The organism is Pseudomonas sp. NPDC089428 (assembly GCF_044749325.1).
In the GTDB taxonomy this organism is placed as follows: Bacteria; Pseudomonadota; Gammaproteobacteria; order Pseudomonadales; family Pseudomonadaceae; genus Aquipseudomonas.
The window spans coordinates 135,959-153,424 of record NZ_JBIVHT010000006.1 but is presented as its reverse complement, the minus strand read 5'-3'; the positions used below and the strand labels follow the sequence as shown (position 1 = coordinate 153,424).

22 protein-coding genes are annotated in these 17,466 nt (G+C 62.5%); 14 read left to right on the top strand and 8 right to left on the bottom strand.

All coding sequences use genetic code 11. The features are described from left to right. The first annotated feature begins 129 nt into the window (after nucleotides 1-129). Nucleotides 130-1,845 (top strand): bifunctional isocitrate dehydrogenase kinase/phosphatase, encoded by a 1,716-nt coding sequence (aceK, locus tag ACIPZ5_RS13860; protein WP_400809183.1) that lies wholly within the window; start codon nucleotides 130-132, stop codon nucleotides 1,843-1,845. A gap of 48 nt (nucleotides 1,846-1,893) precedes the next feature. Here aceK and ACIPZ5_RS13855 read toward each other — a convergent pair whose 3' ends face one another. Beyond that, on the bottom strand, nucleotides 1,894-2,250 hold the full coding sequence (locus ACIPZ5_RS13855; RefSeq protein WP_400809180.1) for a hypothetical protein: 357 nt from the start codon (nucleotides 2,248-2,250) through the stop codon (nucleotides 1,894-1,896). Between the two features lie 127 nt (nucleotides 2,251-2,377). Beyond that, on the bottom strand, nucleotides 2,378-3,247 hold the full coding sequence (locus ACIPZ5_RS13850) for a DUF6279 family lipoprotein (RefSeq protein ID WP_400809177.1): 870 nt from the start codon (nucleotides 3,245-3,247) through the stop codon (nucleotides 2,378-2,380). Between the two features lie 130 nt (nucleotides 3,248-3,377). Here ACIPZ5_RS13850 and ACIPZ5_RS13845 point away from each other — a divergent pair, with 130 nt between their 5' ends. Continuing rightward, nucleotides 3,378-4,214 carry a S1 RNA-binding domain-containing protein gene (locus ACIPZ5_RS13845; protein WP_261943074.1) on the top strand — a complete coding sequence of 279 codons (837 nt, stop codon included), beginning with the start codon at nucleotides 3,378-3,380 and terminating at the stop codon, nucleotides 4,212-4,214. On the opposite strand, the gene ACIPZ5_RS13840 is transcribed toward ACIPZ5_RS13845, so the two are convergent. Then, a complete protein-coding gene (locus ACIPZ5_RS13840) occupies nucleotides 4,215-4,595 on the bottom strand; it encodes a hypothetical protein (RefSeq protein ID WP_060510375.1) in 381 nt (126 codons plus the stop codon). It abuts the gene before it with no gap. A 174-nt stretch (nucleotides 4,596-4,769) separates the two neighbouring features. Beyond that, nucleotides 4,770-6,239, bottom strand: coding sequence for a nitrous oxide reductase family maturation protein NosD (locus ACIPZ5_RS13835; protein WP_400809174.1), 1,470 nt, complete (start codon nucleotides 6,237-6,239; stop codon nucleotides 4,770-4,772). A 245-nt stretch (nucleotides 6,240-6,484) separates the two neighbouring features. On the opposite strand from ACIPZ5_RS13835, the gene ACIPZ5_RS13830 reads away from it, so the two are divergent. The 3 genes from ACIPZ5_RS13830 (at nucleotide 6,485) to def (ending at nucleotide 8,298) form a co-directional block, all read left to right on the top strand. Beyond that, nucleotides 6,485-6,664, top strand: a complete 180-nt coding sequence (locus ACIPZ5_RS13830; protein ID WP_261943076.1) for a CsbD family protein — start codon at nucleotides 6,485-6,487, stop codon at nucleotides 6,662-6,664. Between the two features lie 147 nt (nucleotides 6,665-6,811). Then, entirely contained in the window at nucleotides 6,812-7,765 is a 954-nt protein-coding gene (locus ACIPZ5_RS13825) for a YihY/virulence factor BrkB family protein (RefSeq protein WP_261943077.1), read from the top strand. Continuing rightward, entirely contained in the window at nucleotides 7,762-8,298 is a 537-nt protein-coding gene (gene def / locus ACIPZ5_RS13820) for a peptide deformylase (RefSeq protein WP_261943078.1), read from the top strand. Before ACIPZ5_RS13825 ends, def begins: the two co-directional genes overlap by 4 nt. On the opposite strand, the gene ACIPZ5_RS13815 is transcribed toward def, so the two are convergent. Beyond that, on the bottom strand, nucleotides 8,253-8,702 hold the full coding sequence (locus ACIPZ5_RS13815; protein ID WP_400809171.1) for a GNAT family N-acetyltransferase: 450 nt from the start codon (nucleotides 8,700-8,702) through the stop codon (nucleotides 8,253-8,255). The two genes, def and ACIPZ5_RS13815, sit on opposite strands and share 46 nt — an antisense overlap. Before the next feature lie 275 nt (nucleotides 8,703-8,977). Here ACIPZ5_RS13815 and ACIPZ5_RS13810 point away from each other — a divergent pair, with 275 nt between their 5' ends. Then, on the top strand, nucleotides 8,978-9,235 hold the full coding sequence (locus ACIPZ5_RS13810; RefSeq protein ID WP_054885703.1) for a DUF2790 domain-containing protein: 258 nt from the start codon (nucleotides 8,978-8,980) through the stop codon (nucleotides 9,233-9,235). Nucleotides 9,236-9,300: 65 nt separating this feature from the next. On the opposite strand, the gene ACIPZ5_RS13805 is transcribed toward ACIPZ5_RS13810, so the two are convergent. Beyond that, on the bottom strand, nucleotides 9,301-10,662 hold the full coding sequence (locus ACIPZ5_RS13805; protein WP_400809169.1) for a PLP-dependent aminotransferase family protein: 1,362 nt from the start codon (nucleotides 10,660-10,662) through the stop codon (nucleotides 9,301-9,303). A 76-nt stretch (nucleotides 10,663-10,738) separates the two neighbouring features. On the opposite strand from ACIPZ5_RS13805, the gene ACIPZ5_RS13800 reads away from it, so the two are divergent. From ACIPZ5_RS13800 to ACIPZ5_RS13765, 8 genes are all read left to right on the top strand, one after another. Then, nucleotides 10,739-11,704, top strand: coding sequence for a threonine dehydratase (locus ACIPZ5_RS13800; protein ID WP_400809167.1), 966 nt, complete (start codon nucleotides 10,739-10,741; stop codon nucleotides 11,702-11,704). Nucleotides 11,705-11,751: 47 nt separating this feature from the next. Then, nucleotides 11,752-12,006, top strand: coding sequence for a type II toxin-antitoxin system HicA family toxin (locus ACIPZ5_RS13795; RefSeq protein ID WP_400809165.1), 255 nt, complete (start codon nucleotides 11,752-11,754; stop codon nucleotides 12,004-12,006). Next, nucleotides 12,003-12,335, top strand: coding sequence for a type II toxin-antitoxin system HicB family antitoxin (locus ACIPZ5_RS13790; protein ID WP_054885700.1), 333 nt, complete (start codon nucleotides 12,003-12,005; stop codon nucleotides 12,333-12,335). Before ACIPZ5_RS13795 ends, ACIPZ5_RS13790 begins: the two co-directional genes overlap by 4 nt. 74 nt (nucleotides 12,336-12,409) lie before the next feature. After that, the gene (locus tag ACIPZ5_RS13785) at nucleotides 12,410-13,048 is read left to right on the top strand and encodes a LysE family translocator (protein ID WP_400809163.1); all 639 of its coding nucleotides are present in this window, start codon (nucleotides 12,410-12,412) and stop codon (nucleotides 13,046-13,048) included. A 138-nt stretch (nucleotides 13,049-13,186) separates the two neighbouring features. Continuing rightward, the gene (locus ACIPZ5_RS13780) at nucleotides 13,187-13,612 is read left to right on the top strand and encodes a nuclear transport factor 2 family protein (RefSeq protein WP_261943083.1); all 426 of its coding nucleotides are present in this window, start codon (nucleotides 13,187-13,189) and stop codon (nucleotides 13,610-13,612) included. Nucleotides 13,613-13,655: 43 nt separating this feature from the next. Continuing rightward, nucleotides 13,656-14,000, top strand: a complete 345-nt coding sequence (locus ACIPZ5_RS13775) for a YciI family protein (RefSeq protein WP_261943084.1) — start codon at nucleotides 13,656-13,658, stop codon at nucleotides 13,998-14,000. A gap of 21 nt (nucleotides 14,001-14,021) precedes the next feature. Then, nucleotides 14,022-14,507, top strand: coding sequence for an SRPBCC family protein (locus tag ACIPZ5_RS13770; protein WP_400809159.1), 486 nt, complete (start codon nucleotides 14,022-14,024; stop codon nucleotides 14,505-14,507). Next, nucleotides 14,507-15,745: an RNA polymerase sigma factor gene (locus tag ACIPZ5_RS13765; RefSeq protein WP_400809157.1), complete on the top strand. Its 1,239-nt coding sequence runs from the start codon at nucleotides 14,507-14,509 to the stop codon at nucleotides 15,743-15,745. Before ACIPZ5_RS13770 ends, ACIPZ5_RS13765 begins: the two co-directional genes overlap by 1 nt. A 114-nt stretch (nucleotides 15,746-15,859) precedes the next feature. Here ACIPZ5_RS13765 and ACIPZ5_RS13760 read toward each other — a convergent pair whose 3' ends face one another. Then, nucleotides 15,860-16,330, bottom strand: coding sequence for a MaoC family dehydratase (locus tag ACIPZ5_RS13760; protein WP_313713095.1), 471 nt, complete (start codon nucleotides 16,328-16,330; stop codon nucleotides 15,860-15,862). Nucleotides 16,331-16,363: 33 nt separating this feature from the next. After that, the gene (locus tag ACIPZ5_RS13755; protein ID WP_400809154.1) at nucleotides 16,364-17,308 is read right to left on the bottom strand and encodes a lysophospholipase; all 945 of its coding nucleotides are present in this window, start codon (nucleotides 17,306-17,308) and stop codon (nucleotides 16,364-16,366) included. Nucleotides 17,309-17,466 lie beyond the last annotated feature (158 nt).

Below are 17,466 nucleotides of genomic sequence, written 5' to 3'. Positions count from 1 at the left end.
CCACGGGAATGTCACTGCCTTCAAGCACGGCGCAGAGCCTGTGGGAGCGGCGGTGCGGCGATCCGACTTGCCCGCGAAGAGGCCAGTACAGGCTAAGCTCTTTATCTCACCAGGTGTGAGGTTCATCGCATGACCCAGCATTGGCCAGCCGGCGAGATCGCCCGGATGATCCTCGACGGCTTTGACGATTATCGCGAACATTTTCGCCGCATCACCCTGGGCGCTCGTGAGCGCTTCGAGCAGGCGCGCTGGCAAGAGATTCAGCAGGCTGCTGCGGTGCGTATCAACCTTTATGAACATAAGGTCGGCGAGGTCAACGGCTGGCTGCGTGATGGTTTCGACGCAGACGTGCTGCTGGATGTGGAACAGTGGCCGCTGGTGAAAAACGCCTACATCCGCCTGATCGATCCCCGCCTCGACGACGAGTTGGCGGAGACCTGGTACAACTCGCTGTTCTGCAGCCTGTTCAGCCATGACCAGATCAGCGATGGCTGCATGTTCATCCACACCACCCGGCCTTCGATCCGCGCCCATGAGCGCGCTGCGCAGACTCGCACCTACAGGCTCGGTGCCGGCCTGAAAAGCCTGCTGCGGTCGATCTTTGCCGATTACCCGTTCGGTGCGCCCTATGGCGACCTGGAAAGGGACCTCACGCGGCTCGAGGAGCAATTGCGCGAATGCCTGCCGGACTGGGTGTGCAAGGACCCGGCCCTGGCCGTGGAGCTGTTCGTGCCGGTGCTTTACCGCAACAAGGGCGCCTACCTGGTCGGGCGCCTGTACAACAGCGACGAGCAGTGGCCGCTGGTGATTGCCCTGCTGCACCGCGAAGGCCATGGCATCGAGGCCGATGCCTTGATCACCGACGAGGCCGAGGTATCGATCATCTTCTCGTTCACGCGCTCGTACTTCATGGCGGACGTGCCGGTGCCAGGGGACTTCGTCAACTTCCTCAAGCGCATCCTGCCGGGCAAGCACATTGCCGAGCTGTACACCTCGATCGGCTTCTACAAGCAGGGCAAGTCGGAGTTCTACCGCGCCTTGATCAACCACCTGGCCAGCAGCGACGACCGCTTTGTCATGGCCCCCGGGGTGCGCGGCATGGTCATGAGCGTGTTCACCCTGCCGGGCTTCAACACGGTATTCAAGATCATCAAGGACCGCTTCTCGCCATCCAAGACCGTCGACCGCGCCACCGTGATCGACAAATACCGGCTGGTGAAAAGTGTCGACCGGGTGGGGCGCATGGCCGATACCCAGGAATTTGCCGATTTCCGCTTCCCACGCAGCAAATTCGAGCCCGAGTGCCTGGCCGAGTTGCTGGAGGTGGCGCCCTCGACCGTGGCGCTGGAAGGCGACACGGTGCTGGTCCGCCACTGCTGGACCGAGCGGCGCATGACCCCGCTCAACCTGTACCTGGAACAGGCCAGCGAAGGGCAGGTGCTCGAAGCGCTGGAGGACTACGGGCTGGCCATCAAGCAACTGGCAGCGGCGAACATCTTTCCCGGTGACATGCTGCTGAAGAACTTCGGCGTCACCCGGCATGGGCGGGTGGTGTTCTACGACTATGACGAGATCAGCTTCCTGACCGAGGTGAACTTCCGGCACATTCCGCCGCCGCGTTACCCGGAGGACGAGATGTCGGGCGAGCCGTGGTACTCGATCGGGCCGCACGACGTGTTTCCCGAGGAGTTCCCGCCGTTCCTGTTTGCCGATATCGGCCAGCGGCGGCTGTTCAGCCGCTTGCACGGGGAGTTGTATGACGCGGACTACTGGAAGGGGCTGCAGGCGGCGATCCGCGAGGGCAAGGTGATCGACGTGTTTCCGTATCGGCGCAAAGGGCGTTAGGTACGGGCGAGCGTCCGCGCCCGCCTGCATGCCCCGCCCTTCAGGCGTTCACAGCAACCTGAGCACGAGGTTGGCGCCTGCCTTGAGATACTCGACTTGCGCCATCAGCGCGTCGCGGACAATGGCTTCACCGGTATCGGTGAGCTTGGCTCTCTTGGCTTGAAGTGCCGTCAGTTGCAACAGCTGCATGGTGACATCCATGGAATTCATGTAGGCCGTCAAGGTGCTGTTACGCGTGCCGAAGAGCGTTATCAGCTTCTCTATGCGCCTGTCCGCTTCGTCGCGAACATTCTCATACTCTTTTATCGATACGGCGCCGTCCGAATGGACGCTTTTCAGCAAGTCTTCAAGCGTGCCCGAAATAAATGCCGCGTGTTCGTTCCCGGTAGTTGTTCCTGCGTTCATGCACCTGATCCTTCTGAGGGTTGAAGAGCCATGGTCCGGGTGGCCGGGCCACGCCTCACAGCATGGGGGAGCCAACAGCCAGCATGGGCTACATATGTAGCGACTTTGACCCGGAAACGGTGATCGTTCAGGCCGGTGCTCCCTTCAGGCACTTGAGCTCACTGAAGTCGGTACGTACCTTGGCCAGCCGCTCTTGCAGGAACTGGCGCTGCACCGGTGTACTCAGGTGCATCAGGTCGATCAACAGGCTGCGCGTCTGCTGTTCGCTATTCAGATACGCCGCCCGATACTCCGGCGTCCACAGGCTTTCCTTGTGTTGCAGGAGTGTTGCCAGGCGCGGCTCGAAACTGGCGTCGTTGCGCTGGTTCATGGCCAGCATCAGCTGCTGCTGCCAGTGCTGGCGGTTGGCGATCCACTGGCGGTTCTGGTCACCCAGCGCTTGCGACCAGGCCTGCACCCGTTGGCGCTGGGCCGTATTGAGCTCACCGAACCAGTTGTTCAGGCGTTTTTCCATGCGCTCACTGCGCCGAGCGACCTGTTTGGCCAAGGGTGTGTCGACATATTCCTTTTGCCGCTCGCTGATATCGTCGCGCAAGGCATCGCGCATCTGCGCTACCTGCCGATCGCTCATGCCGCGCAGCAGTTCGGTGGCCGAGGGCGTGATTTCTGCTGCCACCCGGCCGATGGCCTGGCGCGCTTCGACGGTACGTTGCTGCAGGGCCTGGTCGGTCACCTGGTCTTCGGCAACCATGTCGCGCACCCGGTCGAGCCAGTCGAGGTAGCCAGGTAGTTGGGTTTTGCAGTGCCAGGCCAGGTGCTGCTTGAGCCGTTCGTCGAGCAATGCTTTCTGTTCACGGTTCATCGCCAGGTAGTCGCCCAGCGACCAGGGCACCAGGCGGTCGAGGTTGCGATAGGCCAGGTCGATGCGGTTGCAGGCCGCCAGTGCCACGGTGCAGGCAATGGCGATGAGCAGGGCTTTGGACAGGCGTACAGGCATGTGCAGGTCCTGGCTGTGACTGGCCATTGGATAGACGCACGGGGGCCAGCGCGGTTCCGCCCAATCAGTGATCGGGCAGCGCAGTGGCTTCAGGTGTAGAATAGCCGCCTTGTCTTGAGGAACATCGGAAATGGCTCTGCTTGGGCGTTACAACAGTTTGCAAATCGTGAAACACGTGGAATTCGGCCTGTACCTGGACGGCGGGGCCGACGGCGAAATCCTGCTGCCCGGGCGCTACATCCCGAAAGACGCCGAAACCGAGGTCGACGACTGGCTGAACGTGTTCATTTACCTGGACAGCGAAGACCAGCTGATTGCCACCACCGAGAAGCCCAAGGTGCAGGTCGGCGAGTTCGCCAGCCTCAAGGTCAAGGACATCAACGGTGCCGGTATCTTCCTCGACTGGGGCCTGTCCAAGGACCTGCTGATGCCGTATTCGGAAGAATCACGCCAACTGAAGATCGGCGACTACTGCGTGGTGCACGCCTACCTCGACAAGCGTACCCGGCGCATCACCGCTACCTCGCGCCTGGACCGCTACCTCGACCGCACCCCGGCCGACTACCAGGTTGGCCAGCCCGTCCAGCTGCTGGTGGCCGGTGAGACACCGATGGGCTTCAAGGCCATCATCAACAACCGCCACTGGGGCCTGATCCACAAGAACGAGGTGTTCAAGTTCCTGCGTTCGGGCATGCATGTGGATGGCTTCATCAAGGAAGTGCGCCATGACGGCAAGATCGCCCTGAGCCTGCAGCCGGTCGGCCAGGCGCTGGGCGACGACCTGCAGGCGCGCATCATGGCGCGCCTGGAGGCCGATGGTGGGGTGCTGGCGGTGAGCGACAAGAGCGCTCCGGAAGTGATCAGCCAGATGTTCAACGTCAGCAAGGGCAACTTCAAGAAGGCCATTGGTGGGTTGTTCAAGCAGGGCCGCATCGTCATCCATGACGATCGCATCGAGAAGGTCTGATCAGGCCTGTACGAAGGTCCGGAAGTCCAGCTGCTCGCCACCGGGGCGTGTGTCGCGCAGCAGCGAGTCGCGGTCGGCGCTCAGGGCCAGGCTGATGGTCGAGCGGCGCTTGCCGGGGTTGCGCACTTCCATCTGCTCCTGGTGAGCACGGAGGAAGTTGACCGGCACCTTCAGGTGCTGCAGCTCGTCGCTTTCCGGGGTGTGCAGCAGCAGGTTGACCCAGTCGGGCTGGCCTTTGCGCAGCAGTGCCACCGGCACCTCGAACCACCACAGGTTGCGCTTGCGGTCGAGGATGGCGAACAGGGTGTTGGCGCTGGTCAGCACCGGGTTGGCCAGGGCCTGGTTGCGGCGGGCGATGGCAGCGGGTTTGTCGAGTTTCATGCAGGTTCCTGCGGGTTGACGCTAGATTAGGGCTGCATTGTGAGGGGTGGCACCAGGCCTAGCAAGGTTTACAGGCCTCTTCGCGGGCAAGCCCGCTCCCCCAGGAATGTCATCGCCCTCAGGCTATGTGATATCCCTGTGGGAGCGGGCTTGCCCGCGAAGAGGCCATCAGCCCTAGCGGCTGACCGGCAGGCTCAACTCGGAAGTGGCCCCATCCGCAGTGGTCACCGTCGCAGTGAAACTCCTCAACTGGCCGATGTTCTCCAGCACCTGAGCAAACCTTGCCTTCCCTTGCGCATCGCTATTGACCAACAACTCTCCCAGATACTGCTCCGCCTCGGCCCCATTTGCCAGGGCATTGCCAAACACCTCGATACGCAACAGGCTCGACACCGGCCCCTGCACCTCGCCACGCAACACGTTGCCGTCCAGCGCGATCAGGTGTGGCGCCTGCTGGTTGTGGTTGGGCAACGGCTGGCATGGCTTGGGCTCGCCCTTGGCATCGCAGATGATCGCCTGGTCCTTTTTCGGCAAATCCGCGCCGACCCCGCGCGAACCCACGTACAGCGCGTGGGCCTGGGCCGGCACGCCAAAGACGATGGCACCGGTACGCTGGTTCGGCACGCATGAACCACCGGCCTCACAACGGCGGATGTCCTGGCTGTTGCCCCAAATGCGGTTGCCGCTCAGGCGCGTGGTGGTGACATCCGGCTCCGGGCGTAGGGCCACGCCTATGCGGTTGCCATGGATCAGGTTGCCGTCGAGGATGTTGCCTTCGCCGGTGACGCTGACGCCGATCGAGTTGCCGCTGAAGGTGTTGGCGCCGAGGTAGTTGCGCTTGCCCCAGTTGATCTGCAGGCCGTCGGAGTAGTTCTCGAAGCGGTTGCGCACCACGCTGTTGTCATTGCCCAGCAGAATTTCGATGCCCTGGGACGGTTCAGGGTTGGCCGGGGTGGACCGGAACAGGTTGTCGGCCACCAGGTTGAAGGCCGCGCCGCGGGTCAGTTCAAGGCCATCGCCGTTGTCGATCAGCTGGTTGCGCAGCACCTTGTTGTTGATCGTGGTGGTGGCAGTCGGGTTGCCCGCACCGTCATCACCCGTGAGCATGATGCCGGCGCCGCCTTTGTTGGCGACGATGCGGTTGTCTTCGATGACGTTGCCGCTGGCGCGGTTGACCAGGATGCCGATGCAGAAGTTGCGCACTTCCAGGCCACTCAGGTGCACGCCCTGGGTATCACGCAGCACCAGCCCTGGTTTGGTGGTGGTGCGTACGTTGGTGCCGAACTGGCCGGGCAGGGCGCCAGGGCAGGTGCGCACGCCCTGGTCCTTGATGTAGCCCGAGCCGTCGATGGCGATGTACTGGCCGTCACGGGCCCAGGGCAGGCCGGTGATCTGCACCGGGCCTTTGATTTCCGGCAGCGCGCGGGTCGGGCGAATCACGTAGGGCGGCTTGCCAACCGCAGCGATCTCGATGCGGTAGTGGCCGGGGTTCTGGTTGCTGGTTTCGATGGCCCAGCGCAGGGTGCCGGGTTGGCCATCGTCGGTATAACGCTCGACTTTGAGGGTTTCGCTGGCCGGTGCAGCGGCCAGGGCAGGCAAGGGCAACAACGGCAGCATGGCCGCGAACAGGGGCATCAGACGCATGGGTGCGGGTTTCCGGAAACTGTTGTTCTTGTACGCTGGCAACCTGCTTGGGGTTGCCGTTTGCCGGCGATTCTAGGGGAGCACGCAGGGCTTGGGCAGCGCGCCAGGGCCGATTTGGTGCGGTATTCGCCCGAAGAATCACCGCTTGGCTTGAACTCGGCAAATTGATTGAAACTCTTGCCAACGGCGCTTGGTCCACCGTCTGTCGACACGGTCCCCGTGTCTCCATTTGCAGGAGATTTGCCATGAGCGGCACCAAAGACAAAGCGAAAGGCCTGGCCAATGAAGCGGTCGGCAACATCAAACAGGGCGTCGGCAAGGTGACCGGCAACGACAAGCTGCAGGCCGAGGGCAAGGCCCAGGAACTGAAGGGCGAGGCGCAGCAGATCAAAGGCAATGTGAAGGATGCGGTGAAAAAGCCTTGATCTGAAAAATGGCCTGTTTCTGCCTCTGTGCGAGGCAGGAACAGGTGTAGGCATTTTCTTCTTCCAAGGCTGGGAGCAGTACACCACCGGTGTGGTCTATTAGACTTACCCGTTGTACTCAAGAATCAAGCGGCGAAAGGAGACGCTATGATTTTCCCCGACCTGCGCGGCCTGCCCCTGCACCGCGTGCTGGTGCGCACCGTCAAGGAATTCCTCGACGACGAGATGTCGACCTATGCATCGGCACTGGCCTACCAGATGCTGTTCTCGCTGTTCCCCTTCATCCTGTTTTTGATCGCCCTGATTGGTTTCCTGCACCTGCCGGATTTCTTTTCATGGCTGCGCTTGCAATCCGAACTGGTGCTCCCGCCCCAGGCGCTGGAGCAGGTAAATCCGGTGATCGACCAGTTGCAACAGTCCAAGGGTGGGCTGTTGTCGGTGGGTATCGTGATCGCGCTGTGGACCGCCTCGGCCGGTGTGCGCCTGATGATGAGTGCGATGAACGCCGCCTATGACGTGCCCGAAGGGCGCCCGGTGTGGAAGCGCATCCCACTGTCGATCTTCTATACCGTCGGTATCGCCGGCATGTTGCTGGTGGCGGCAGCGCTGATGGTGCTAGGGCCACAGGTGATGGAGTGGATCGCGGCACAGGTGGGCATGCAGGAGGTCATCGTCACGGTGTGGACGATCTTGCGTTGGCCGGCCATTGTCATTCTGTTGATGGTGGCGGTAGCGCTCATCTATTACGTGATGCCGGACGTGAAGCAGAAGTTTCGCTTCATCACCCCCGGTTCGGTGCTGGCGGTAGTAGTATGGATCATCGCCTCCCTGGGCTTTGCCTACTACGTCAAGACCTTTGCCGACTACAACGCCATGTATGGCAGCATCGGTGCGATCATCGTGCTGTTGCTGTACTTCTACATCTCTGCCGCCGTGCTGTTGCTGGGCGCTGAGATGAACGCGGTGATCGAGCACATGTCGAGCGAGGGCAAGGACCCGGGCGAGAAGGATTTCAAGGGCGCCAAACCCCAGGGAACCATCACCGTGCTCGGCCATGAACACCCGGTCGAGCCTGAACCGACCGAGCCGAACCCGCGATGATCCGTGACATTCTCAAGATGGGCGACGAGCGCCTGCTGCGCATTGCCCCACCGGTGCCTGAACATCTGATCGGCAGCAGCGAACTGCAGCAGTTGATCGACGATATGTTCGAAACCATGCACCACGTCGGTGGCGTGGGGCTGGCCGCGCCGCAGATCGGTATCGACCTGCAGCTGGTGATTTTCGGTTTCGAGCGCAGCGAGCGTTACCCGGATGCCGAGCCGGTGCCGCAAACCATTCTGCTCAACCCGGTGATCACCCCGCTGACCACTGAGATCGAGGACGGTTGGGAGGGTTGCCTGTCGGTGCCCGGCCTGCGTGGGGTGGTGCCGCGCTTCAAGCACATCAGCTACGAAGGCATCGACCCGCAGGGCAATCCGATCAACCGCTTCGCTGACGGCTTCCATGCCCGGGTGGTACAGCACGAGTGCGACCACCTGATCGGCCGCTTGTACCCCTCGCGCATCCAGGACTTTGCCCGGTTCGGCTACACCGATGTGTTGTTCCCGGGGCTGGATGACCGCGACGACTGATACCGCACCATGGCCAGCAGGCTTTTGCTGCGCTGGTAGCGATGCAGGCGCGAGGCCAAGGCTTCAGGCAACTGCGCAGTGATGCCGAAGCCGAGGCGCTGGTAGTAGGCCGTGAGGTCGGGGTGGCAGAACAGCCAGGTCGGGCCACTGTGGCCGGCCAGCGCCGCCGCGACCAACTGCGTGGCCACGCCACACTTGCGCGCTTGCGGGGCGACGAACAGGCCGGTAAGCCAGTGGCCGTCGGCGACGGCACTGAGGCAGAGGCCGGCTACGATCCCGTCACGGCGTGCCACCCACAATTCACCATCATTGGCTGCGCGCATGCGCGAACCCTGCTGTTTGTAGAAGTGTTCGAGCAATCGACGCTCGGGGCCGGTGAGCAGGGCGCAGTGCAGGGCAGTCATGGGGATACCTGAAGCGGTTGGCTCTGGCTCGGTGATTCCAGGCCATCGAGCCGTTTCGTCTTGTCGCAGATTGTTGCAAATCCTGCAAGGGTGAATGTCCGAGTTCAGGGTTCAACTATTCCCGGCCAGGAGTAGAATTTTACACATCCCCCCTGGCAGTAGATGAAGCGGGATCGGTACTTCGTGTCATCTTCGTAGTTGATGACAACTTCTCCGCGCCATTGACGGCATCAGAAGTCACTCGATCAGCTGGATTGCTTTGAAGGTCAACCCCCATGAAACCATTACTGATTCTTGCTTTGGTCGGTATGTCCTCGTTCGCCCTCGCCGATGAGGCCAAACCGGTCTCCAGCGAGCCTGTGGCCCAGCAGTACGACTATTCCATGAACCTCGACATCAAACGGGTGATCAACCTGTCGACCATCCCCAATGTCTGTGAAGTGGTGCCTGCGACCATGACCTATGAAGACCATCATGGCCAGGTGCATACCATTCAGTACCGGGCAATGGGTGAAGGTTGCCAGCAGGGTTGATAGCCCAACGTCAGCGGCCTCTTCGCGTTTAGCCGTCGCGAAGAAGCTGCTTTCGTCCGCCCGGTTCATCGCCCCGACAGTACCTGCCGTACTACCTCCAGGCCTTGTTTCAGTTCCGCCCGGCTACCGGCTGCCGACAGGCTGATGCGCACGGCCTGCACCTCGGTCGCGCCAATGGCAAACACACTGGCCGGAACAACTTCCACACCTTGCTCGCGGCATTGCTTTACCACCGCCTCGGCCCCCTGCGGCGTGCCCAGCCACGCGTGGGGCGAAGGCTGGCCGGTATTGTGCAGTCCATCACCCAGCAGCCTGCGTGCCAGGCGCCAGCGCTCGGTAATTTCCGTTTTCTGCCAGGCGAGGCGCTGCGCAGCTGTGCCGTCTTCGATCCATTGGCAAGCGATCTCCAGGCTCAGAGGCGACACCGGCCAGTGGCTGGCCTTGGCATGCGGGTCAACCTGAGCCAGCAGCTTCTGGCTGGCCGCAATCCATCCCAATCGCAAACCAGCAGCCACCGTCTTGGACAGGCTGTTGATGTAAACCGCCTGATCGCCTAGAAGTGGATAGAGCGGCGGCTGGTCGCTGAATGCGCCATACACATCATCCTCGATCACCAATAGCCCCAGACGTTTGACTACCTCGGCAATTGCCGCGCGGCGCGCATCCTCCATGCAGGCACCAGTGGGGTTGTGCAGGGTCGGTGTGGTCACCAGCACGCGAGCACCACTGGCGCGCGCCACACGGTCCAGGTCATCGGGCCGCAGGCCTTGGTTGTCCAGTGCCACACCATGCACGGGCAGCCGCAGTTGCCGACAGGCCGCCTTGATACCCGGTGCGGTCAGGGCCTCGAGCATGACCGGCTCACCCGCCTGACAGAACGACTGCAGCACCAATACCAGCGCTTGCTGGGCTCCACCACACAGCAACAGCTCGTCCGCTGACAGGGCCAGGCCGCGGTTGGCCACCCATTGGGCGCCGCGAATCCGCCCTAGCAGCAACTGCTCGGGGCCCAGGTAATGATCGAGCAAGTTGCTATCGGGGCGTTGCAGCAGGCTGCGCAAGCTGTCGTGCAAATCATGGTTGTGCGGATCGGCCACCGGAACGTTGGTCGACAGGTCGATCAGCGGGCGTTGCCCGTCGTGATGCTTGAGGCGAAACAAGGTCGCTTCCTTGCTGCCCGCCAGCACGTAAGTGCCGCGGCCCACTTCGCCAGCCACCAGGTGGCGAGCGGCAGCTTCGCGGTAGGCCTGCTGGGTGGTACTGGGGTTGAGGCCCAGTTTCCAGGCCAGCCGACGTTGCGGAGGCAGGCGATCACCGACCTTGAGTGCGCCGCTTTCGATGGCGTTGGCAATTGCATCGACCAAGGCGAGATAGCGGGGTTGGTCATCGTCGACCAGCTGCGGGATCCACACGATATTGCTACCCATGCAATATAAGGTTTTACCCATACAATGCCCGGCGCTTAGGATCGGATCAACCACCTACCGAAGAGGGATGATCGCCATGTTCGACCTTGCTGCCCTGCGCGAAGCTGCCGATTTCGTACACCAGCACGTTCCACCGACGCCACAGCGCACCTGGCCGCTTCTGGCAGAGCGGGTGGGCTGCAAGCTATGGGTCAAGCACGAAAACCACGCGCCTACCGGCGCCTTCAAGGTGCGCGGCGGGTTGGTCTATGTGCGTTCGCTGCTGGCCGCTGGCAAGCCCCCGCGGGGCCTGGTTACCGCCACCCGTGGCAACCACGGCCAGAGCATGGCTCTGGCCGCGAGCCAGGCCGGTGTGCCGCTGGTGATCGTGGTGCCCGAGGGCAATTCGAAAGAGAAGAACGCAGCCATGCGCGCGCTTGGCGCCGAACTGGTGGAGCACGGTGTCGACTTCGACGTGGCCCGCGAAGAGGCGGCCCGCCTGGCGGAGGAACTGGGTTATGACATGGTGCCATCGTTCCACCCTGAGCTGGTGCGCGGGGTAGCTACCTATGCCCTGGAGCTGTTCGAGGCTGTGGGCGAGCTGGATTGCGTGTACGTGCCGATCGGCATGGGCTCGGGCATCTGCGGGCTGATCCAGGCACGCAACCTGTTGGGGCTGAAGACCGAGATCGTCGGCGTGGTCTCCAGTGCGGCCGATGCCTACGCACAGAGTTTCGAGCTGGGTCGCATCGTAACCACGGCTACCGCCGATACCTTTGCCGATGGTATGGCCTGCCGGGTACCGCACCCGGATGCCTTTGCCCTCGTGCGCGAGCATGCCGCGCGGATCGTGCGGGTCACCGACAGCGAAGTGGCAGAGGCCATGCGCATGTATCACGAAACCACCCATAACACGGCTGAAGGTGCTGGCGCTGCGGCGCTGGCGGCGTTGCTGCAGGAGCGCAAGCGCCAGGCAGGCAAGCGCGTGGCAGTGGTGCTGAGCGGGGCCAACGTGGATCGCGAGCGTTATGCGCAGGTGCTGGATGGTACTGAAAAATCCTGAATGAATATCGGGGAATAAGTGCTATCTTATTTTGATAGCATTTTCCGATGAACACTCGATACCGAAAAATTTACGACGCTATCTTCAGGACGCCCACTACGGCCTCGTTGGCGTTTTCCGAGGTCGAAGCCCTGGTGCTTCACCTCGGCGGGCAAGTGCTGGAACGGCATGGCTCCAGGGTCAAGCTGATGCTTGGCGGCCAGAGCTGGAGGTGCCATCGCCCCCATCCTGGCAAAGAAGCCAAACGGTATCAGATTGAAGAAGCCCGCGAATTCTTGCTGCGGGCAGGAGTCAGCCTATGAGTTGCATGCGCTACAAGGGCTATGCCGCCCGTATCGAATACGATGAGCGTGACGACATTTTTGTTGGCCGTGTGCTGGGCATGCGCGACATCATCAGTTTCCACGCAAGCTCTGTGCCCGAGTTACATGAAGCCTTCCGCGAGGCGCTGGAAGATTACCTGGCCGACTGCGCGGAGCAGGGCATCACCCCGGAGAAACCTGCGTCAGGCAAGGTCATGCTGCGCATTCGTCCAGAGGTGCATGCGGCTGCCAGCGTTGCCGCCCGCGCGGCAGGCAAAAGCCTTAACCAGTGGGCAGATGAGGTGTTCGAGCAGGCGGCGCTGGCTTGATTGAACACCCTTCCATCCCATGACCGCTCGTGGCAGGCTCTACGGCGCCTGATTGCGCTGACTGCGAGTGTTCAATGCCTTTTACCAACGGTTTCTTCCTCAGCCTGTCGTTGTGCCTCGACATCGGCGTGGCCAACATCGCCATGATCACCCTGGCCATGCAGCGCGGTTTCCTCCAGGGCTTCTGGCTCGGGCTGGGGACCTGCGTGGGCGACCTGATCTACGCCATTGCGGCGCTCGCCGGCATGACCGTGTTGCTGCAGTTCGAAAGCGTTCGCTGGACCTTGTGGCTTGGCGGTTCGGTGTTGCTGGTGTGGTTCGCCATCAAGATGCTGCTGGCCGCCTGGCGTGGCGGGCACATGGATGCCAGTGCGCAAGTGGTGGTGGAGTCGGGCTGGCGCGAGTTTCTGCGGGGTGTATTTCTGGCCATGTCGTCGCCCAGCGCCATCCTCTGGTTCGCTGCTGTCGGTGGCGTGCTGATTTCCCGCTCCGGCGGTGGCAGCTTGTTGGATGCCGGGCTGTTCCTGGGCGGCTTCTTCGCTGCCGGGCTGGTCTGGTGCATGAGCCTGTGCGGCATCGCCAGCCACGGCGGGCGCTTGCTCGGGGACCGGCTGCTGACGTGGTCGTACCTGTTGTCGGCGGCGATTTTCTGCTACTTCGCGGTGTATGTGATTGTCTCGGGTTACCGTGAATTCATTGTCGCCGGCATTTAGGTTGCGGTGGTGGTCATGCATCTCTCACGGAAAACTTTCATAAGTCCTGTCGAATTATCCGGCTACCGTTCGACCATGAGCTGAAGGTACAAGACAACCCTGTACCGAAACGCTCATGAGCGATCGGAGGAACACCCGATGAACACGGCAGCCGAAAACGAAATCCGTCAGCTTATCGACCGCTGGATGCAGGCCGTACGCGACCGTGACATCCCCGCCATCACCGCACCGTACGCCGACGACATCGTCGCCTTCGATGCCATTCAGTCACTACAATTCAAGGGCAAGGCCGCCTACCAGGCGCATTGGGAAATGTGCATGAGCATGTGCCCCGGGCCCATGGTCTTCGAACTCGCCCAACTGACCGTGCACGCTGACGGTGACCTGGGCCTGGCCCACTGGCTGAACCGCTGCGGCCCTGGGGCCGACGAGAGCCAGTGCGGCTTCATGCGTGCCACCGTCGGTTACCGCAAGTCTGGCGGCCAGTGGCAGGTGATTCACGAACACTGGTCGGCACCGTTCGACATGCAAACCCAGAAAGCACTGTTCGATCTCAAGCCTTGAACGGCTATCGCCAAATGCACGTTGCCAACGCCTGGAGACGACCATGAAATACCTGTGCCTGGTCTATTGTGACGAAGGGCTGCTGCATAGCCTGCCGGACAGCCCGGAAGACGCCGAATGCATGGCCTACGCCGAATCGCTGCAGAGCGCCGGGCGGATCATCGCTGCGGAGGCGCTGAAAACCGTGCAGACCGCTACCACCGTGCGCGTGCGCGCCGGGCGAATGAGCATTACCGATGGCCCGTTCGCCGAAACCAAAGAGCAGCTCGCCGGCTTTTACCTGGTCGATGCCCGTGACCTCAACGAGGCGCTGAACATCGCCAAGGGCATTCCGGCGGCACGGGTCGGCAGCGTGGAAGTGCGGCCGGTGCGCGAACTGCAACCCTGACAGCAATGGAGAACAACAAGAATGACCCTTGTCGAACCCACGCCTGCGCAGCACGAACTATCCATCAGCCGCTTGATCGATGCCCCGCCTGCCAAGGTGTTCCGAGCCTGGACCGAGCCCGCATGGCTGATGCAGTGGTGGGGACCGCACGGCATGACCACCCCGGAATGCGAGATGCAGCTGTGGGTCGGGGGCCTTTTCCGTACCCTCATGCGGGCCCCGGATGGCTCCGAGTATCCGACCCAGGGCGTGTTCCTGGAAATTGCCGCACCGCGCCGGCTGGTGTTCACCGATGCCTTCGGGCCGGGTTGGGTGCCGTCGGGCAAAGCCTTCATGACAGCGGTGATCAGCTTTGACGAAGAAAACGGCAAGACCCGCTATACCGCACGAGCCTGGCACTGGAATGCAGCCGATAGCCGCGCCCATGAAGAAATGGGTTTCCATCAGGGCTGGGGAGAAAGCCTGGACCGCCTGGTGGAGGTCGTGACCCAGCGGATGCCTGACTGATGGCGGAGCTGGCGCAGGTACGTGCCGAAGTCGAAGCGGTATATCGGCGTGATTCGCGGCGGATCCTGGCGACGCTGATCCGCCTGCTGGGGGATTTCGACCTGGCCGAGGAGGCCATGCACGATGCCTTTTTCATTGCCGTCGAGCGCTGGCAGCGCGATGGCATCCCCGACAACCCGCGGGCCTGGCTGGTCTCGACCGGGCGTTTCAAGGCCATTGACGCATTGCGTCGGCGTGCTCGCTTCGACCGCTCCCAGGCCGAGCTGATCATGCTGATCGAAGGCCAGGGGCAGGACCCCAGTGAAGAAGAGTTGCTCGCCGACGACCGTCTGCGGCTGATCTTCACCTGCTGCCACCCGGCCCTGGCGGCCGATGCCCAGGTGCCGCTGACCCTGCGCGAAGTCTGCGACCTGACCACCGAACAGATCGCCCGGGCGTTTCTGCAAAGCCCGTCGACCATTGCCCAGCGCATCGTGCGGGCCAAGGCCAAGATCCGCGACGCCGGTATTCCTTATCAGGTCCCCGAGCTGCACGAACTGCCCGAGCGCCTGGAAAGTGTGCTGCGGGTGATCTACCTGGTGTTCAACGAAGGTTACTCGGCGTCCTCGGGCGAGGTGTTGCTGCAGCAGGAGCTGAGCGACGAGGCGATCCGCCTGGGGCGCCTGCTGGTTCAACTGTTGCCGGACGCCGAAGCGGTGGGTTTGCTGGCACTGATGTTGTTGCAGGCCTCGCGCCAGCGTGCGCGCAGCGATGCCGAAGGCAACCTCATACTGCTTGACCAGCAGGACCGCAGCCTGTGGGACCGCGCGCTGATTACCGAAGGCTGCGAGCTGGTGCGCCTGGCGTTGGCCAGCCGAACCTTTGGTGCCTACACCGTGCAGGCGGCGATCGCGGCGGTGCATGCCGAGGCGGCCACCGCGCAAGAGACCGACTGGGCAGAGATCGTCGGGCTGTACGATGTGCTGCATAGGCACTGGCCGTCAGCCGTCGTGGCGCTCAACCGGGCGGTGGCGCTGGCCAAGCGTGACGGGGCACAGGCTGGCTTGGTGGCGGTGGAGGCGATTCTGGCGACCGGGGAGCTGCGCGACTATCACCTGGCGCATGCGGCGCGGGCCCAGTTGCATCAAGAGCTGGGGAATGTTGATGAGGCGCGGGTGGCCTGGCAGCAGGCGCTGTCGCTGACCCATCAGGCGCCTGAGCGGCGGCATATCGAAAGGCGTTTGCGTGAACTGATGTAGCGGCTTTGCCGGCCCATTCGCGGGCGAGCCCGCTCCCACAGGTACAGCACAGTATTCAGGAACTGCGCGAATTCTGTGGGAGCGGGCTTGCCCGCGAAGAGTCCAGCGCTTTTATCAGCTGGCGACGAAGTTCGGCGGCGATACCAGTTCGACGGTCTGCTGTTTGCGCGGTGCCAGGATCTCGGCCACGCCCTCGACCACCAGTTCATCGTTCTGGTTGTACACGTTGGTGGCGATACGCACCTTGAACTTCGGCAGCTTCTCGAGGATTTCCAGGCGCACGGTCAGGGTGTCGCCGATTTTCACAGGCTTCTGGAAGCTCATCTGCTGGCCCAGGTAGATGGTGCCAGGGCCAGGCAGGGTGCAGGCCACTGCGGCGCTGATCAGCGCACCGCTGAACATGCCGTGGGCGATGCGCTCCTTGAACATGCTCTTGGCGGCGAATTCGGCATCCAGGTGCACGGGGTTGTGGTCACCGGACATCGCGGCGAACAGCTGGATGTCGCGTTCTTCGACAGACTTTTCGTAACTGGCTTTCTGGCCGACTTCCAAAGCTTCGTAAGGCGTGTTGGTGACCTGGGTCATTGGCGATTCCTTGATAGGCGGACGAGGCCGATATCATTCACTGCGAGCAGGGCGGCCAAGGGCCAGTGCCTGCTCAAGCCATGCGAGGATATCGGCGGTGACCTCGTCCCGATTGATTTCGTTTAGCACTTCATGCCGCGCCTCAGGATAGACGCGCAGCTGTACATGTCGATTGCCGGTCGCGCGCAGGGCGTCGGCCAGATGGGTGAGACGCTTGCCGGCACTCACCGGATCACATTCGCCGCCAATCACCAGCATCGGCAGGTTCGGGTCGATCTGCGCAAGGTTGCGCGCCTGGCTGATCTGCGCCAACCCCTGCAGCAGGTCGAGCCACAGCTGGTTGCTACAGCGAAAGCCACACAGCGGGTCGTTGACGTACTTGTCCACTTCCGCCGGGTCACGGCTGAGCCAGTCGAAAGCCGTGCGGTTGGGCTTGAAGGCGTGGTTGAACGAGCCGAACGACAGCCACTCGATCAGTGCGCTCTTGCCCAGTGGCCCCTGGCGCCAGGCTTCCAGGCGCGCAATCAGGCGTGCCACCCGGTACAGCGCAGCGGGCTGGAAGTTGGAACCACTGAGAATCGCCCCGTGCAGGCTGCCGCTGTGGTGCGTGAGGTAGGCCTGGGCAATATAGCTGCCCATGCTGTGGCCAAACAGAAACAGCGGGGTGCAAGGGAACTGCTGGCCGATGTGCTGGGCCAGCAGGCCAAGGTCGTTGAGCACGGCATTCCAGCCATGTTGCCGGGCGAAAAGGCCGAGGCTGCCATGCTCGGCGGTGCGCCCGTGGCCGCGCAGGTCGGGCGCCAGCAGGGCGTAGCCGGCATCGCTGAGGGCCTGGCCCAGGCGCTGGTAGCGCCCGCCATGCTCGGCCATGCCATGCGCCAGCAGCACCACAGCCTTGACCGGTGTGGCCGGCAGCCATTGGTGCACGTAGAGCTGGCAATGCTCGCTGGCAGGCAACCAGAAGGCGTCATGGGGCATGGCGATTCCTTTGCGCGAAGGTTACCCGCACAGTGTATGCACAACCGGCCGAATTGCAGGAAGGGCACAAATAAGATTCACAATGTTAATGGCGGCACTTGGCGTATATGCCACCTCGGGCTTACCTGCTAACGTCGGTTCAACGCCTTTTTTTGCCG

What these genes read in the sequence shown, in the direction of transcription:
- ACIPZ5_RS13845 (WP_261943074.1), top strand. Translation starts at nt 3,378, where the DNA reads ATGGCTCTGCTTGGGCGTTACAACAGTTTGCAAATCGTGAAACACGTG.
- ACIPZ5_RS13825 (WP_261943077.1), top strand. Translation starts at nt 6,812, where the DNA reads ATGATTTTCCCCGACCTGCGCGGCCTGCCCCTGCACCGCGTGCTGGTG.
- ACIPZ5_RS13830 (WP_261943076.1), top strand. Translation starts at nt 6,485, where the DNA reads ATGAGCGGCACCAAAGACAAAGCGAAAGGCCTGGCCAATGAAGCGGTC.
- ACIPZ5_RS13835 (WP_400809174.1), bottom strand. Translation starts at nt 6,239, where the DNA reads ATGCGTCTGATGCCCCTGTTCGCGGCCATGCTGCCGTTGTTGCCCTTG.
- ACIPZ5_RS13855 (WP_400809180.1), bottom strand. Translation starts at nt 2,250, where the DNA reads ATGAACGCAGGAACAACTACCGGGAACGAACACGCGGCATTTATTTCG.
- ACIPZ5_RS13815 (WP_400809171.1), bottom strand. Translation starts at nt 8,702, where the DNA reads ATGACTGCCCTGCACTGCGCCCTGCTCACCGGCCCCGAGCGTCGATTG.
- ACIPZ5_RS13755 (WP_400809154.1), bottom strand. Translation starts at nt 17,308, where the DNA reads ATGCCCCATGACGCCTTCTGGTTGCCTGCCAGCGAGCATTGCCAGCTC.
- ACIPZ5_RS13800 (WP_400809167.1), top strand. Translation starts at nt 10,739, where the DNA reads ATGTTCGACCTTGCTGCCCTGCGCGAAGCTGCCGATTTCGTACACCAG.
- def (WP_261943078.1), top strand. Translation starts at nt 7,762, where the DNA reads ATGATCCGTGACATTCTCAAGATGGGCGACGAGCGCCTGCTGCGCATT.
- ACIPZ5_RS13780 (WP_261943083.1), top strand. Translation starts at nt 13,187, where the DNA reads ATGAACACGGCAGCCGAAAACGAAATCCGTCAGCTTATCGACCGCTGG.
- ACIPZ5_RS13785 (WP_400809163.1), top strand. Translation starts at nt 12,410, where the DNA reads ATGCCTTTTACCAACGGTTTCTTCCTCAGCCTGTCGTTGTGCCTCGAC.
- ACIPZ5_RS13840 (WP_060510375.1), bottom strand. Translation starts at nt 4,595, where the DNA reads ATGAAACTCGACAAACCCGCTGCCATCGCCCGCCGCAACCAGGCCCTG.
- ACIPZ5_RS13770 (WP_400809159.1), top strand. Translation starts at nt 14,022, where the DNA reads ATGACCCTTGTCGAACCCACGCCTGCGCAGCACGAACTATCCATCAGC.
- ACIPZ5_RS13760 (WP_313713095.1), bottom strand. Translation starts at nt 16,330, where the DNA reads ATGACCCAGGTCACCAACACGCCTTACGAAGCTTTGGAAGTCGGCCAG.
- ACIPZ5_RS13850 (WP_400809177.1), bottom strand. Translation starts at nt 3,247, where the DNA reads ATGCCTGTACGCCTGTCCAAAGCCCTGCTCATCGCCATTGCCTGCACC.
- ACIPZ5_RS13805 (WP_400809169.1), bottom strand. Translation starts at nt 10,662, where the DNA reads ATGGGTAGCAATATCGTGTGGATCCCGCAGCTGGTCGACGATGACCAA.
- ACIPZ5_RS13775 (WP_261943084.1), top strand. Translation starts at nt 13,656, where the DNA reads ATGAAATACCTGTGCCTGGTCTATTGTGACGAAGGGCTGCTGCATAGC.
- ACIPZ5_RS13765 (WP_400809157.1), top strand. Translation starts at nt 14,507, where the DNA reads ATGGCGGAGCTGGCGCAGGTACGTGCCGAAGTCGAAGCGGTATATCGG.
- ACIPZ5_RS13790 (WP_054885700.1), top strand. Translation starts at nt 12,003, where the DNA reads ATGAGTTGCATGCGCTACAAGGGCTATGCCGCCCGTATCGAATACGAT.
- ACIPZ5_RS13810 (WP_054885703.1), top strand. Translation starts at nt 8,978, where the DNA reads ATGAAACCATTACTGATTCTTGCTTTGGTCGGTATGTCCTCGTTCGCC.
- aceK (WP_400809183.1), top strand. Translation starts at nt 130, where the DNA reads ATGACCCAGCATTGGCCAGCCGGCGAGATCGCCCGGATGATCCTCGAC.
- ACIPZ5_RS13795 (WP_400809165.1), top strand. Translation starts at nt 11,752, where the DNA reads ATGAACACTCGATACCGAAAAATTTACGACGCTATCTTCAGGACGCCC.